At 67.0% G+C, this 14,957-nt stretch carries 9 protein-coding genes; 6 read left to right on the top strand and 3 right to left on the bottom strand.

What is annotated here, in order from left to right:
• Window positions 1-156: 156 nt before the first annotated feature.
• The 3 genes from AC07M8_RS15475 to AC07M8_RS15465 all read left to right on the top strand — a co-directional run bounded on the left by AC07M8_RS15475 (window position 157) and on the right by AC07M8_RS15465 (window position 3,366).
• On the top strand, window positions 157-351 hold the full coding sequence (locus AC07M8_RS15475) for a hypothetical protein (RefSeq protein ID WP_495175217.1): 195 nt from the start codon (window positions 157-159) through the stop codon (window positions 349-351).
• A 70-nt stretch (window positions 352-421) separates the two neighbouring features.
• Window positions 422-1,819 (top strand): cryptochrome/photolyase family protein, encoded by a 1,398-nt coding sequence (locus AC07M8_RS15470; protein ID WP_495175216.1) that lies wholly within the window; start codon window positions 422-424, stop codon window positions 1,817-1,819.
• Complete coding sequence (locus AC07M8_RS15465) at window positions 1,816-3,366, top strand: cryptochrome/photolyase family protein (RefSeq protein WP_495175215.1); 1,551 nt, start codon at window positions 1,816-1,818, stop codon at window positions 3,364-3,366. Before AC07M8_RS15470 ends, AC07M8_RS15465 begins: the two co-directional genes overlap by 4 nt.
• Window positions 3,367-3,402: 36 nt before the next feature.
• Here the strand turns inward: AC07M8_RS15465 and AC07M8_RS15460 are convergent, their stop codons facing one another.
• Complete coding sequence (locus AC07M8_RS15460; protein WP_495175214.1) at window positions 3,403-6,267, bottom strand: TonB-dependent receptor; 2,865 nt, start codon at window positions 6,265-6,267, stop codon at window positions 3,403-3,405.
• A gap of 18 nt (window positions 6,268-6,285) precedes the next feature.
• On the opposite strand from AC07M8_RS15460, the gene AC07M8_RS15455 reads away from it, so the two are divergent.
• Window positions 6,286-6,495, top strand: coding sequence for a hypothetical protein (locus tag AC07M8_RS15455; RefSeq protein WP_495175213.1), 210 nt, complete (start codon window positions 6,286-6,288; stop codon window positions 6,493-6,495).
• 35 nt (window positions 6,496-6,530) lie between these two features.
• Here AC07M8_RS15455 and AC07M8_RS15450 read toward each other — a convergent pair whose 3' ends face one another.
• Both AC07M8_RS15450 and AC07M8_RS15445 read right to left on the bottom strand, forming a co-directional pair.
• Window positions 6,531-8,042 (bottom strand): glycoside hydrolase family 27 protein, encoded by a 1,512-nt coding sequence (locus tag AC07M8_RS15450; RefSeq protein ID WP_495175212.1) that lies wholly within the window; start codon window positions 8,040-8,042, stop codon window positions 6,531-6,533.
• 23 nt (window positions 8,043-8,065) lie between these two features.
• Window positions 8,066-9,640, bottom strand: coding sequence for a family 43 glycosylhydrolase (locus AC07M8_RS15445; RefSeq protein WP_495175211.1), 1,575 nt, complete (start codon window positions 9,638-9,640; stop codon window positions 8,066-8,068).
• Between the two features lie 164 nt (window positions 9,641-9,804).
• On the opposite strand from AC07M8_RS15445, the gene AC07M8_RS15440 reads away from it, so the two are divergent.
• Both AC07M8_RS15440 and AC07M8_RS15435 read left to right on the top strand, forming a co-directional pair.
• Window positions 9,805-12,165, top strand: coding sequence for a S9 family peptidase (locus AC07M8_RS15440; RefSeq protein WP_495175210.1), 2,361 nt, complete (start codon window positions 9,805-9,807; stop codon window positions 12,163-12,165).
• Between the two features lie 8 nt (window positions 12,166-12,173).
• Window positions 12,174-14,921, top strand: a complete 2,748-nt coding sequence (locus AC07M8_RS15435) for a DUF5695 domain-containing protein (protein WP_495175209.1) — start codon at window positions 12,174-12,176, stop codon at window positions 14,919-14,921.
• Window positions 14,922-14,957 lie beyond the last annotated feature (36 nt).

Here is a 14,957-nt window from a genome sequence, read left to right as displayed (position 1 = left end):
CGATCCCTCAGATGCTCGCCCATCGGTCGGCGGTGCGCGCTGTCGGAAGCCGGTGCCGCAGCTTGCCGCAAGCGCGGGGAACCTTCGCCGCCTCGGCGTATTTTCCGGTTAGCGTGCCAGCAACCAATGCGGCGCGCACCCCGAACCGAGGACTGAATGACCCGCATGACATTGAGCCTGTTCGCCGCCTCGCGCGCGATGGGCAAGACCGGCCGGCACGCCGCCGATCTCCCGGACGCTAGCCACGTCGCCGCAGCCGACCATATCGAACGGCGCATGGGCCTCACGCCTGTCGAACTGGCCGCGCTCGACGCCTCGTCCACCCCGCGCGCGATGGCGTCGCCGGCCTGACATCGCCGCGCCGCCAGATTCTCTGGTCTAGGGTCGGCATCGCTCTGCCGTTTCAAGCATTGATCGGCCGATGACGACCACCTCCCCAGCCCCCACCCTCCTCTGGTTTCGCCAGGATCTCCGGCTTGCCGACCAAGCGGCGGTAACCGCCGCTGCCGCCGAGGGCCCGGTGCTCGCGGTCTATGTGCTCGACGATGATGCGCCCGGCGACTGGCGGATCGGCGGCGCGCAACGCTGGTGGCTGCACCATGCGCTGACCAGCCTTGCTGCATCGCTCGATGCGCTGGGCGTGCCGCTGGTGCTGCGCCGTGGCGACACGGTCGCGATCGTCACCGAGCTCGCCGACGCAATCGGTGCCGCGCGGGTCCACTGCCTGGCGCATTACGAACCGTGGTGGCGCGATATCGAGGCACGGCTTGGCGAGCGGCTCGAACTGGTCCGGCACGACGGCTATCTGCTCGCGGATCCAGACACGGTGCGTACCGGCGCCGGCACCGGCTTTCGCGTGTTCGCGCCTTTCTGGAAGACGTTGCAGCTGCGGATGCCGCCGGCGGCCCCGGTCGAGGCGCCGCAGCAGATCACCGGTGTCGCCCACCCGCCGGCCGGCGACGAGCTGGCCGCCTGGGGCCTGCTGCCGATTGCACCCAACTGGTCGGGCGGGTTCGACGAATGGCAGCCCGGCGAGGAAGGCGCCCATGCGGCGCTCGAGGCGTTCGTCGACCATGTCGGCGGCTATGCGCACGATCGCAATCTGCCCTCGGTCGACGGCAGCTCGCGGTTGTCGCCGCACCTCCACATGGGCGAGATTTCGCCCGCGACGGTATGGCATGCGGTGGCGACCAGCCGCGGCGCCGAGCCGTTCCTGCGCGAACTCGCCTGGCGTGATTTCACCTCCAACCTGATCGTGCAATTGCCGCGCTACGCCGACGACAACGGCCGCGCGCGAATGGACGACCTCGGCTGGCGCAGCGGGCCCGAGGCCGATGCGGATTTCGTCGCCTGGACCAAGGGGCAAACCGGCTATCCGATCGTCGACGCCGGCATGCGCCAGCTGTGGCAGCTCGGCTGGATGCACAATCGCGTGCGGATGCTGACCGCGAGCTTCCTGATCAAGCATCTGCTGCTTGACTGGCGGCGCGGCGAGCGCTGGTTCTGGGACTGCCTGATCGATGCCGATTACGGCAACAACAGCGTCAACTGGCAGTGGGTGGCGGGCACCGGCGTCGATTCCGCGCCGTTCAACCGGATCATGGCGCCGCTCGGCCAGTCCGAGAAGTTCGATGCCGCCGGCTATATTCGCCAGTGGGTGCCCGAGCTTGCATCGCTCAGCGACGCGGTCATCCACGATCCGCACGGCGCCGGCGTGGCGCCGGCGGCTTACCCGCCGCCGCTGATCGGCCATCGCGAGGCCCGCGAGCGCGCGCTCGCCGCGCTGCGCCAGGCGGGGCCCCAGGCGGATCCTGCGTGACGATCATCGTCCCCGTGCTCGGCGACCAGCTCAGTGCGTCGCTCGCGTCGTTACGCGACATCGACCGCGCCGAGGCGGTGGTGCTGATGGTCGAGGTGCGCGAGGAGACCGGCTACGTCCGCCACCACAAGAAGAAGATCGCGCTGATCTTCTCGGCGATGCGCCACTTCGCCGCCGAGCTGCGCGCCGACGGCTGGCGCGTCGATTACGTGCCGCTCGACGATCCCGACAACCGCCAGGGCTTTACCGGCGAGGTGCAGCGCGCGGTGGCGCGGCACGGGGCCACCGCCGTGCGCGTCGTCGAAGGCGCCGAATATCGCGTGCGGCAGATGCAGGACGGCTGGGCGGCGGCGACCGGGGTGCCGGTCGAGATCCTCGCCGACGATCGCTTCATCTGCTCGGTGCCCGAGTTCCTCCGCTGGGCGAAGGGGCGGCGCGAGCTCCGGATGGAGTATTTCTACCGCGACATGCGCCGCCGGACCGGGCTGCTGATGACCGCCGACGGCGAGCCCGAGGGCGGCCGCTGGAACTTCGACGCCGACAATCGCGAGACGCCGCCGCGCGGGCTCAACTATCCGGTGCCCGAGCGGTTCGCGCCCGATGCGATCACCGCCGAGGTGCTGGCGCTGGTCGGCCGCGAGTTCGCCGGCCATTTCGGCGATCTCGAGCCGTTCGCCCTGCCCGTCACCCGCACCCAGGCGCTCGCCGCGCTCGCCCATTTCGTCGAAACCGCGCTGCCTGATTTCGGCCGCTACGAAGACGCGATGGTGGCTGGGCAGGAGTATCTCTACCACAGCGTGCTCTCGCTGTGCATCAACCTAGGGCTGCTGACCCCGCTCGAGGTCGCCCGCGCCGCCGCCGACGCTTATGCGCGCGGCCTGGTGCCGATCAATTCGGCCGAGGGATTTGTCCGCCAGATCATCGGCTGGCGCGAATATATGCGCGGCATGTACTGGCGCGACATGCCCGCCTTCGCGACGCGCAACGCGCTTGCCGCGCACCGGCCGCTGCCTGACTTCTACTGGACCGGGGATACAGAGATGCGCTGCCTGCGCGAAAGCGTCGGTCAGACCCGGCGCGAGGCCTATGCCCACCATATCCAGCGGCTGATGGTGCTCGGCAATTTCGCGCTGATTGCAGGCGTGGATCCGAAGGCGATCTCCGACTGGTTCCTGGTGGTCTATTTCGATGCTTATGAATGGGTGGAGATGCCCAATGTCATCGGCATGAGCCAGTTCGCCGACGGCGGCGCCATCGCCAGCAAGCCCTATGCCTCGACCGGTGCGTACATCGACCGGATGAGCGATTATTGCGGGCGCTGCCGCTACAAGGTGAAGCAGCGCACCGGCCCCGACGCCTGCCCGTTCAACGCGCTCTATTGGGACTTTATCGGCCGCCACGAGGATCGGCTGCGCGGCAACACCCGGATGCGCAACATGTACGCGACCTGGAACCGCTTCTCCGACGAGGCCAAGGCCGAGATCCGCGCCAGCGCCGCGGCGTTCCTCGACGGGCTGGAGCCGGCGGCGGAGGGCTGGGCGCGGTAACGGCCGACCCGCTTGCGCGGGCCGGCTCGTGCAAGGTCAGAAGCGGAAGCGGGCGCCAGCCTGGATGGTGCGCGCCTGGACACGGACGCCGACGGGCAAGGCGTTATACGCGCCGAAATAGGAATTGGCGTTGTCGTGCAGCAGGTTGGTGGCGTCGACGCTGAAGGTGATGAACTTGAACGGCGTGAAATTCACCGACGCATCAAGCCGTGAAGTGGCCATCGTGTAGATCGAATAGCCCGGATTTACGTAGTCGATGCTCGTCTTGTAATGTGAACGATAGTTGTAGGCAATGCGTGCGCCGAACACCGGCGTGTCATAGAAGAATTGGACGTTGCCGGAATAGGTCGACGTATAGGGCGCGTCGAACAACCCCTTGGTATCGAGTGTGGTATCGGCATAGGCCAAGTGCAGGGTGGCCTTGGGGATGTAAGTGACGTTGACGTTGAGACCGAAATTTTTGGCGAACCCAGGCATGAAATCAAACAACGTGTTCACCTGCCCTTCCAGCCCGACGATTTTGCCGGGACCGGCGTTGCGGACCTTGCCGACCAGATAGGTACCGTCGGCGGTCAACGGGCTGGGCGGCAGGCTCGGCACGACGTCCTGTTGTTCCGTATAGTACATGAACCCGGTCTGATTCTTGAGGAACGCTCCCAATGAGATCACCCCGCCACGACCGTAATAATATTCAAGCGACGCGTCGTAATTGTTTTCCTGGGTGGGCTTCAAATCCGGGTTGCCGGAATAGACCCGCCCCGTCGTCGCCGCATCGATGATGTTGAGCGACGATCGCATGTCGTAGAATTGGGGCCGGCTGACATTGTGGGTGTACGATCCGCGCAGCTGCAGCTTCGGGGTGAAATGCAGCATGATCGTCGCGCTGGGCAGCAGATCGACATAGTTCACCACGCTGCCGCTCGGCGTATACGTCACCACGCCATTCGACAGTGCGGATTGCGTGCTCTGCGCCACCCCCCAGGTGTTGACAAAACGGAGGCCGATCGTGCCGTCGATCGGGAAGTGCGCGGTCAGGCCATAGTTGATCTGTCCGTAAGCGGCGAACGTCCGCTCCCTTTCGCGAAAGCTTTCTCCCGGATCGGTGGTCGCCGGTTCCGACAGGGTCCAGTCACGCCCGGCGAGATCCGCGCCGTTGGTGATCAGGTAATTCCTCACGGCGCCGAAGTTGTCGTAGAGGCTCTGACCGTCGAAATGATACCATGTGGGTGTCTGGCTGGCACCCGAGATGTCCGGCGTGGTGGTGGCAAGCCCCACCCCGGTCGCGCTGGCGACGGTTTGCAGAGTCGGCGCCGTGCCCGTGTTGAAGAAGAAGGCATCGCGATAGCCGTAATCGCGATACATGGTGTGCTTGGTGAAGCGTGCGCCGAACTGAACCGACCGGATCAGGCCCGTGGCACTCGTCTGCACCGTCAGGTCAAGGTTCGACGAAAACTGCGTGTCGTCATTCGCCCCACGCTGATCGTGAATCTGGTAAAGCTTGTAATTCGCGGGATTGGCCAGGTCGACGCCGGGGAAACTGACGAACGGCCCGCCGCCCGGTACGTTCGGCGAGTTGAAATCAACCTGTACCGGCGGGTTGCCGGCAAAGCGGAACTGGTCCTGGACAAAGTAGGAGTCTAGGTTGGACCAGTTATATTGCGCGCCGAAATTGATCTGAACTCCATCGTTGTGCCAATGGGTCTCGAAGTTGGTGGTGTAGGTATCGCTCTTCGTCTTGGTGAAGATGTTGAGCGGCCCGCCGTTGACGCCACCCGTCCCGGCATTGTTCAACGTCACCGACCTGACGGTGCCATCCGCGTTGGCGACCAGATCGCTGTAGGTGCCGGAGCCGTCATTGGTTTGCACGCGAAAGTTGTCGCGACTGTCGGTTTCGCGCACGCCGAGATAGGATCCCTCCACCACGAAATCGAGATGGTCACTGGCCTTCCACTGCCATGACGCGTTGAGCGACGGCCGCTTGATCTTGCCCGATTCCACCCCGTAGTTGACGGCATATGGAATGACTGTGTTCTGGAGCGCCGTCGGCACCGAATTGCGTGCCGTGCCCGGCAGGATCGGCATCGGCGATTCGCTGACGACGTAATTTTCGAAATAATTGTTCTGCGTGTAGGATCCATTGACCAGGAAGCCCATCTCGCCGATCGGCGTGTCGAAGCGATCGGCAACCAGCAGGCTGGCATAGGGGCTTTTGGTGTTGCCGAGGTCGGCAAAGCTTTCGCGGAAGCTGCCCGCCAGCGTCAGCCCCTTCTTGAGGTCGAGCGGGCGCCGCAGCTCGACGTTGACTGTTCCGGCGATGCCACCTTCGACCTGGTCGGCGCTGCGCGTCTTGTATACCTGCACCGATTTCAGCAGTTCGGCCGGGATGTCGGCCAGGTTGAGCGAGCGCGAACCCGCGCCGGCAGCCTCATAGCCATTGACGGTGGTCTGGACATCACTCAGCCCACGGATGGTGACACCGCTGCCTTCGCCATGAGACCGGTCGATCTGTACGCCGGTGATGCGTGCGAGCGCTTCGGGAACGTTGTTGTCGGGCAATTTGCCGGCATCTTCCGCATCGACGGAATCGACAATCTGCTTCGAAGTACGCTTGCGATCCCGCGCCTTCTTCAAGCTGGCACGCAGGCCGACGACAATGATGTCATTCCCTTCGGCACCCTTGTAGGTCGCGGTCGTCGTGCCCGCTTTGGCAGCCTGCCTGATCGCCTTGGCCCGGCGTTTGGCCGCAGAGCGCTCCGCCTTGGTGAGGGGGCGAGCGGCATCGGTGTTCGTCTGTGCAACTCCTTCGGCAGGCGCCGTCACTGCTGCGTGAGCCGAACTCGCCGCAATCATCATCGCCGCAAATCCGCATGTAAGTTTCAAGCTAACCCGTGCCGTCATCATGATTCACCCCCCTGGTGATTGCTGCGTCGCTATAAAATTACTCATACAAAATACGGTATACGTTTTGCAGGGCGGCAGGTCGGCTTGTCAAGTATCGTCATTGGCGGTTTGCACACCGGCAACAAAGCGGCGAAATTCGCTCGCAGCATGTTGGGATGGCTTGATAAAAGCAGCGAGGATGCCGCCGACAGGCATCGCCCCAACGTTTCAAAAACGCGGCACGCGTGAGCGGCGCGCACCGCCGGGATGCATCGGCGGCTCCCTCAGCTGCCGCGGAGTCGCAGCAGCACGGCGCCATGAGCGGGGACCGCGACGCCCGTCTGATCAGCAGGCAGATCAACCGACCGCCAGACGTCGCGCCGCACGCCGATACGGGCGAGCCCGGCGTCCTCTGGTCGCACCGCCACTCGCGCCGTCTGTTCGCCCCGGTTGAACACCGCGAGCGCAACGCTGCCGTCGGCGAGCGGCTTGGCCCAGATCATGGCATCGCCCGCGCTGCGCACCGCATGGCCCTGGATGCCGCGTGCATCCTGGTCGATCGCGATCACGCCGCGGTTCTCGAGCAACGCGCGCGTCGCCGCATCGGTCTGGCGCAAGTCGTGGCCCATCATCAGCGGCGCCGCCGACATCGCCCACAGCGTCATATGGGTGGTATATTCGTCGATGCTCATGCCGCCGTTGCCGAGTTCGAGCATGTCGGGATCGTTCCAGCCACCGGGCCCGGCGTGGCCGAACCGCGGGTTACGATCGAAGCCGATCTCGGCCATCGTCTTGTAGGTGTCGGTGATGTCGCCGGTGGTGCGCCACAGATGGCCGCCGACCGAACGCCCCCAGGCAGCAACGTCGAACCGGCCGTATTCGCACAAGGAATAGATGATCGGCCGCCCGGTGGCGCGCAGCGCCGCTCCCATCTCATGGTAGCTGCGCTGCACCGTGTCGGCATCGGCATAGAACCATTCGCCCGAACACAGATCGTATTTGAGATAGTCGACGCCCCAGGCGGCAAACGTCCGGGCGTCCTGCGCGACATGGCCATAGCTGCCCTGATAGCCGGCGCAGGTGCGTGGCCCCGGCGAGCTGTAGATCCCGAGCTTGAGCCCGCGGGCATGAACATAGGCAGCGAGCGCCTTCATGTCGGGGAATTTGGCGTTGGGCTGGAGCACGCCGGCGGCGTCGCGCTGGCCCTGCCAGCCGTCGTCGATGTTGACGTAGCGATAGCCGGCATCGCGCAGGCCGGTGGCGACCATGGCATCAGCCATCGCGCGCACGGTGGCGTCGTCGATGCGGTCGGCGAACTTGTTCCAGCTGCTCCAGCCCATCGGCGGCGTCGCCGCCTGGCCGTCGGGCGCGAGCGCGCCCATCGGCGGCAGCGCGACGAAACGGAAGGCGCGCGCGCGTTGCTCGGCGGCGGTGCCGCGGCGGCCGTGCTCGGCAATAACCGATTCCCAGATCTGCCCGCGCAGCACCACGCCCTTGGCACCAAGCGTCGCGCTCCAGGTGCGGGTGGGATGGTCGCGATCGTTGATGTTGCGCGCGCTGAAGCGCAGCGTGTTGCCGTCGACCCGCGCGCCGATCATCTCGACCGGGCCGTACCAGAGCGTGGTGACCCGCCCGGTGACAGCGGCGCCGTGGCTCTCCACCTCCATCATCGTCACCCCCGGATTGGGCGGTGACGAGTCGAACACCCACACGCCATCGAAGACGGTGCGGGCGGCGGCGGGGGTGGCGACGACGGCCGCCCACCAGCAGGCAAGGATCACGGTCAACAGGCGCATGACGAACTCCTGGATGGTACTTGCTATCGGCAGGCCGGCGCCGGCGCGGCGTCGGCCGGGCGGATCGTCACCGGCCGGGGCCGCGGGCCGAGTGCCTCCCATTCCTGCACCGCGACCCCGGCATGGTCGGCGCCGGCACCCGAGGCGTCGAACACCGCACGCAGGCAGCGCGTCGTCACCGGCGCGAAACTCGCCGCCTGAAAGCTGCCGATTGCGGTGCCGAAGCCCTGGGGCGCACTGACCGGTTTCCACCCGCCGTCCCAATAGTCGAGGTGCCATCGCGCCGGCGGCGCCACGCCGATCGCCGATCCCGCCGGCTGGTCCGCCCAGAACCAGATCCGCGCGCCATTGAGCGTCACCGGCCGGTCCCAGCGATACTCGATCCACTGCTGCGGCGGGTTGTGCGGGGTCCAGCTGCCCCACATGTCCGGCGGCAGCGGCGCCGCCTTGACGATGCCGTCGTTGAGCGACGTCGCCCAATATTGCACCGGCACCGGGTCGTTGGACACCGCGACGCTCGCCGCACGGGCAAGGTTGCGTGACGGCGGCGGGGCCGGCTGCGGGCGCCGGGTGGGGATCACCAGGCGGATCGCGGCGGGGGTGACGCTGTCGTCGAACGTCATCTTGTCGAGCGCGACGCTGCGACGGAAATGGCCGCCACCCACCGCATCGGCGGTGTGATAGGCGAGGTACCATTGTCCCTTGAACTCGACCGCGCCCGAGTGGGAGGTGGTAGACGACACCGGCTTCAATACCACGCCACGATAGGTCCACGGCCCCATCGGCGATGGCGCGGTGCCATAGGCGATGCAGGCGTGATAGACGGCGGGGGTGCAATCCGACCGCGGCCCCGCCTTGTTGCCGGCATAGAGCATGTAATAGCTGCCGTTGCGCTTCATGATCCACGGCGCCTCGAAGAAGCCGGTCAGCCCCTCGATCGCGACTTCCGGCCCCATGGGCGTGACCATGTCGCGCGCGAGCTCCATCCCGCGCAATTGCCCGAAGGTGCCCCAATAGATGTACGCCCGGCCATCGTCGTCGATCATCACCGTCGGATCGATGTTCTGGATCGCATTGGCGACCGGCACCCGCTGCGAGATGATCGGCCCGGCGGGATGTGCGTCGCGCCACGGGCCGGTGGGGCTGTCCGCCACCGCGACACCGATCGCAAAGCCGTCTTTGGCGTCGGTGTTCTTCTCCAGCACCGGCGCGTACATGTAGAACCGCCCATCCCGGCCGGGCACGATCTGGCCGGCATAGGCGCGGCCCGGCGCCGCCCAGGCGAAGACGGCTTCGGGCCGCGCGATCGCAGGATAATGCAGCCAGTCGCCCGATGCCGGATCGCGGGTGGCGAGCAGCTGCCACTCGTTCATGATGAAGTCGTTGACGTCCGGCCCTGCCTCGTCACGCCCGGCCAGGATCCACAGCGTGTCGCCGATCACTACCGGGGCGGGATCGGTGGAGTAGTAGCGGCCATCGGCAAGGATCGGATTGCCCGCCGCGTGGATGCGCTCGGCCGCCGGCTGCGACTGGGCGGTGGCGTGCACCGGCAGCAGCGACATGGCCACCGCCGCCAGACTGAAGCGCTTCAAATGCATCCGCTCACCCCCTTTGCGTGGCGCACGACCTATAGATCAGCAAAGATCAAATAATATACCGTATAATTTAAGGTTGACGGTGTTGCCGGCGCTGGGCAGGTTCCCGGCAGCATCGGGGGGACATGATGAGCGGGCGATTTTCACTGCGGTTCCGTCAGGCATCCGTGCTGCTGTTGCTCGGGGCCTCGCCGCTGCCGGCGCTTGCTCAGGCCGCTACACCGCCAAGCATCACCGAGCGCTATGCGCGTGCCGACCGTTACCTCCGCGACAACATGGACAAGCTGATCGCCGATCGCGATCCCGGCGCGACCTTCGTCGCCGGCGGCCGCGGCGTCTTGTTCATCCGCAAGACGCCCGCCGAACGGACCATCTTCTTTCTCGATCCCGCGACCGGCAGCCGCCGACCGATCGCCACCTACACGATGATCGCGCCGCTGCTCGCTGCGGCAACGGCAAAGCCGGTCGATCCCCAACACATCGGGCTTGATCGTCCGGACTATGATCCCGCGACGGCCGTGTTTAGCTTCGCCGCACTCGGCAAGCGCTGGACGCTCGACGCCGGCGGCACGCTTGCCGAAGCCAAGACCGGCGAAGAGGATGGTACCGGTTCGCTGTCCCCCGATGGTCGTTTTCGTATTCTCGCCCGCGCCTTCAATCTGGTCGCCGTGGAGGTGAAGACCGGCCGCGAAGTGGCGCTGACCACCGATGGCACGCGCGAGCAGCCCTATGGCCGCGGCATCGCGCCGCTGCCCGAGATCCTCAAGCAGGGCACCGAGGTGCCGGTGATGCCGGTGTCGGTGCGCTGGTCGCCCGACAGCCGGCGGATCATCACCTGGCGGCTCGACACCCGCGGCGTGCATCCGCTGACGGTGACGCAGGAAAACCCGCCGGGCGATTTCTACCCGCGCAGCTTCTCCTACATTTACCCGCTCGCCGGCGCTGCCACCCTGCCCCAGGCGACGCGGCTCGCGATCGACGTCGAGCAGGCGCTGCGCCGGCGCAAGGCGACGCTGGTGCCGCTGCAGGTGCCGAGCGAGTCGCTGCTCTATCCGGCCGACCCCGACATGGAATGGATCGCCGGCAAGCCGCGGATGAGCTGGACCGAGCGCGGCTACAAGCAGGTCGTGGTCTACGCCGCCGATCCCGACACCGGCGCCGCGCACGTCGTCGCGCGTGAGGCGGTGAAGCCGGTGGTCACGGTCACGGCGAGCGCGCTGATCCCGGCGCCGCAACTCGGCGGCGAGCTGTCGATCTCCGAGCGCAGCGGCTGGGCGCAGCTCTATCTGGTCCGCCCCGACGATCCTAATGGTGGCATACCGCTGACCCGCGGCAGCTGGGAAGTGCTCTCCGTCGACCATGTCTCCGAGGATGGCCGGACGCTGCTGATCACCGGTGTCGGCCGGGAGCGTGATCGCAATCCTTATTACAGCGCGCTCTACCGGGTGACGCTGGACGGGTCGCAGCCGGTGCTGCTGACGCCCGAGCCGCTCGAGCACGAGACCCAGGTGTCCGACGACGGCCGCTGGATCATCGATCGGATGTCGAGCCCGACGGTGCCGACCCGCACCGTGATCCGTGCCGCGAGCGATGGCCGCATCGTCACCGAGCTCGCGCACGCCGACCCATCGGCGCTGATGGCGACGGGTTTCACCCCGCCCGAACCGTTCCAGGGCGTCGCCGACGACGGCAAGACCCCGCTCTACGGCATGATCCTGCGCCCGGCGCACTTCGATCCGAGCAAGCGTTATCCCGTGATCGACAACGTCTACACCGGTCCCACCACCACCGACGTACCCACCAGCTGGGATGGCGCGGTGATGGCAGCCGGCAACAGCGTCGCCCAGATCGGCGCGATCGTGGTGATGATCGATGGCCGCGGCACCTCGCGCCGGGGCCAGGCGTTCCGCCTGCCGGCGTACCAGAACCTCGGCGAGGTCGGGCTCGACGATCACATCGCGATGATCCGGCAGATGGCGGCGCGCTACCCCTATATGGATGCGACCCGCGTCGGCGTGTTCGGCGGCTCGGCCGGCGGCTATGACGCCGCGCGCTTCATCCTGCGCCGGCCCGGCTTCTTCAAGGTCGCGGTGGCGTCGTCGGGCAATCACGACCTGCGGCTCGACAAGGCGTGGTGGCCCGAGGTGTCGATGGGCTTTGCCGACCAGGCGACCTGGGCGCGCAATTCGAACATGGCGGTCGCCGCCAATCTCCAGGGCAAGTTGCTGCTGATCCACGGCGATATCGACGACAATGTTCCCGTCACCGAAAGCTTCCGCCTCGCCCAAGCGCTGATCCAGGCCAAGCGCGACGTCGACATCGTGGTGCTGCCCAACACCACCCATGCGGTCTACCAGCCGTTCTTCTGGCGCAAGCTGCGCGATTATTTCACCCGCAACCTGCTCGACGAGGCACCGCCGGCGCTGCTGCCGCTCTCGCCCTCCCCCACCGCGCCCGCCGAACCGCCGCGCGACGCGCCGCCCGCTACCGCGGCCACCGCCGCGGTAACCGCCACTCCCGCCAAGTGAGCCCGACCATGACCCGTTTCCTCGCCCCCGCGGCGCTGCTGCTCGCCGGCACCATGCTGACCATGCCCGTGCGCGCGCAGGAGCAGCCGCCCGCGAAGAAGGTCTATCCCCCGATCCAGCAGACGCCGCTGCGTACCAGGACGTTCGACCTCGCGCTGCGTAGCGACACCCAGACGCTGTCGCGGCTGTCGCCGCTCGGCGATGCCGGCTTCGATTTCACGCCCGGCGCACGCGAGCCCGAACGGGCGGGCGACGGCTATGTCCATATCGGCGACATCAACCTGCGGCTGCGTACCGCCGGCAGCGCCTGGACCGACTTCGCCTCCGCGCACCAGCGTGCGCCGATCCGCCGGCTACCCGCGGCCGGCCCCGTGCTCGCGGCGGCGGACATCACCGCTTCGCTCGGCGCGGGCAGCCCGATCAGGATCGAGCGGCGCTGGGTCAACGACCATGGCGTGCTCGCCTTGCGCTTCACCCTCACCAACACGACCGGCCAACCGGTCGAGATCGGCGGCCTCGGCATGCCGATGGTGTTCGACAACATCATTGCCGATCGCGACCTCGAACAGGCGCATGCGCAGGCAAGCTTCGTCGATCCGTACATCGGCCGCGACGCCGGCTATCTCCAGGTCGCGCGGCTCAACGGCAAGGGACCGGCGCTGCTGGTGCTGCCCGAGAAGAACACGCCGCTCGAAGCCTATCGCCCGATCATGGAGGCGCGCGCCGGGCGCCGGGGGGCTGCGCCCGACGGCGACATCTTCACCGACAAGTCGCCGCGGGGACAGACGTCGGAAGGCTTCTACGACTGGACCGTCGCCAGCAAGGGCTTCGCCGACAAGGAATGGGCCAAGGCTGGCGAGCAATGGAACACGCCGACCAGCTTCACCCTGGCGCCAGGCGCGAGCCGCACCATCGGCGTGCGCTTCGTGACGTCGCCGTCGATCGCGCGGATCGAGGACACGCTGGTCGCCAACAAGCGCCCGGTCGCGGTCGGCATCCCCGGCTATGTGGTGCCGACCGACCAGGACGCCTCGCTGTTCCTCAAGACCCCGAGCGCGATCGCCAAGGTGGAAAGCCTTCCCGCCGGCGCGCTGACCGCGACCAAGGTCGCCGGCGCCACGGGCTGGTCGCGCTATGCGGTACGCGCGAGCGGCTGGGGCCGCGCCAGCCTCGCGATCACCTATGCCGACGGCAGCGTCCAGACGGTGAGCTATTTCATCACCAAGCCGCTCGATCAGACGATGGCCGATCTCGGCCGGTTCGCGACCACGCAGCAATGGTATGAGGACAAGAAGGACCCGTTCGGGCGCAACCCGGCGATCCTCACCTTTGATCGCGAGGCGAACAAGATCGTCACCCAGGATCCCCGCGTGTGGATCTCGGGGATGAGCGACGAGGGCGGCGGCGGCAGCTGGGTCGCGGCGATGGTCAAGCAGCTCGACAACCCCGACGCGGCCGAGCTCGCCAAGCTCCAGCGGCTGGTCGACGAGACGGTGGAGGGCCAGCTCCAGGTGCCCGACGGCGAGCATGCCGGCGCGGTGCGCAAGAGCATCTTCTATTACGATCCAGCCGCGCATCCGAATTACTATGATCCCAGCGTCAACTGGAAGAGCTGGACCTCCTGGTCGAAGAAGGACGCCGGCGACCTCGGCCGTGCCTACAATTACCCCCATGTCGCGATCGGCCACTGGGTGCTGTACCGGGTCGCACGCAACCACCCGGGGATGGTCACCGCGCACCCGTGGCGCTGGTATCTCGACCATGCCTATCAGACCACCGTGGCGATGATGCGCGACGCGCCTTATTACACGCAGTTCGGGCTGATGGAGGGCGACGTGTTCGTCGACATCCTCAAGGATCTGAAGCGCGAGGGGCTCACCGCGCAGGCGACCGAGATGGAACGGCTGATGAAGGGGCGCGCCGATCACTGGCGCACCCTCACCTATCCGTTCGGCAGCGAGATGGCCTGGGATTCGACGGGCCAGCCCGAGGTCTATGCCTGGATGCGCTATTTCGGCTACCAGCCGCAGGCCGACGAGACGAAGCAGGTGATCCTCGCCTACGATCCCGCGATCCCGAGCTGGGGCTATAACGGCAATGCGCGCCGTTATTGGGACTTCCTCTACGGCGGCAAATATCCGCGCATCGAGCGCCAGATCCACCATTACGGCTCGACGCTCAACGCGGTGCCGCTGTTCGACGCCTATCGCGCCAACCCCGCCGAGCTGCGCACGCTGCGCATCGCTTATGGCGGGATGATGGGCGGCGTCACCAACATCGACCAGCAGGGCTTCTCGTCCGCCGCCTTTCATTCGGCGCCGGACATGATGAGATGGGATCCGTACAGCGGCGACTATGGCATGGGCTTCTATGGCCATGCCGTCGCCAGCGCGACCTATCTCGTCAACGACACGACCTTCGGCTGGCTCGGCTTCGGCGGCAATGTCGCGCAAGCAGGCGGCACGATCAGCATCGCCCCCAGGGACGGCGCCCGCAGCCGGCTGTTCATCGCCCCGGCGGGCCTGTGGATCACGCTGGAGGCCGGCAAGATCGCCACCGCCAGCTACGCCCCCGCCACCGGCGCGGTGACGCTGACGCTCGATCCCGCCACTGCGACCACGCCGGCCGCGCGCCTGTTCGTGGAGGCGACGACCGGCGGCCGGCCCTATGCGCCGTCGACCGCCACCCTGGAGCGCGGCGGCTATACCGTGCCGCTCGCGACCACCGCGACGCAGGTGACGCTTACCGCGCGCTGACCGCGGCGCTGGAGCCCGGCCGTCCCTGCACGGGAA

It is taken from the genome of Sphingomonas sp. GW821-FHT09E03 (assembly GCF_059416225.1).
Note: the sequence above shows the minus strand (reverse complement) of the source record. Positions and strands in the feature narration are given on the sequence as shown.

Coding starts and splice junctions, on each gene's coding strand:
- AC07M8_RS15460 (WP_495175214.1), bottom strand. CDS start 6,267: ATGATGACGGCACGGGTTAGCTTGAAACTTACATGCGGATTTGCGGCG.
- AC07M8_RS15445 (WP_495175211.1), bottom strand. CDS start 9,640: ATGCATTTGAAGCGCTTCAGTCTGGCGGCGGTGGCCATGTCGCTGCTG.
- AC07M8_RS15470 (WP_495175216.1), top strand. CDS start 422: ATGACGACCACCTCCCCAGCCCCCACCCTCCTCTGGTTTCGCCAGGAT.
- AC07M8_RS15435 (WP_495175209.1), top strand. CDS start 12,174: ATGACCCGTTTCCTCGCCCCCGCGGCGCTGCTGCTCGCCGGCACCATG.
- AC07M8_RS15475 (WP_495175217.1), top strand. CDS start 157: ATGACCCGCATGACATTGAGCCTGTTCGCCGCCTCGCGCGCGATGGGC.
- AC07M8_RS15450 (WP_495175212.1), bottom strand. CDS start 8,042: ATGCGCCTGTTGACCGTGATCCTTGCCTGCTGGTGGGCGGCCGTCGTC.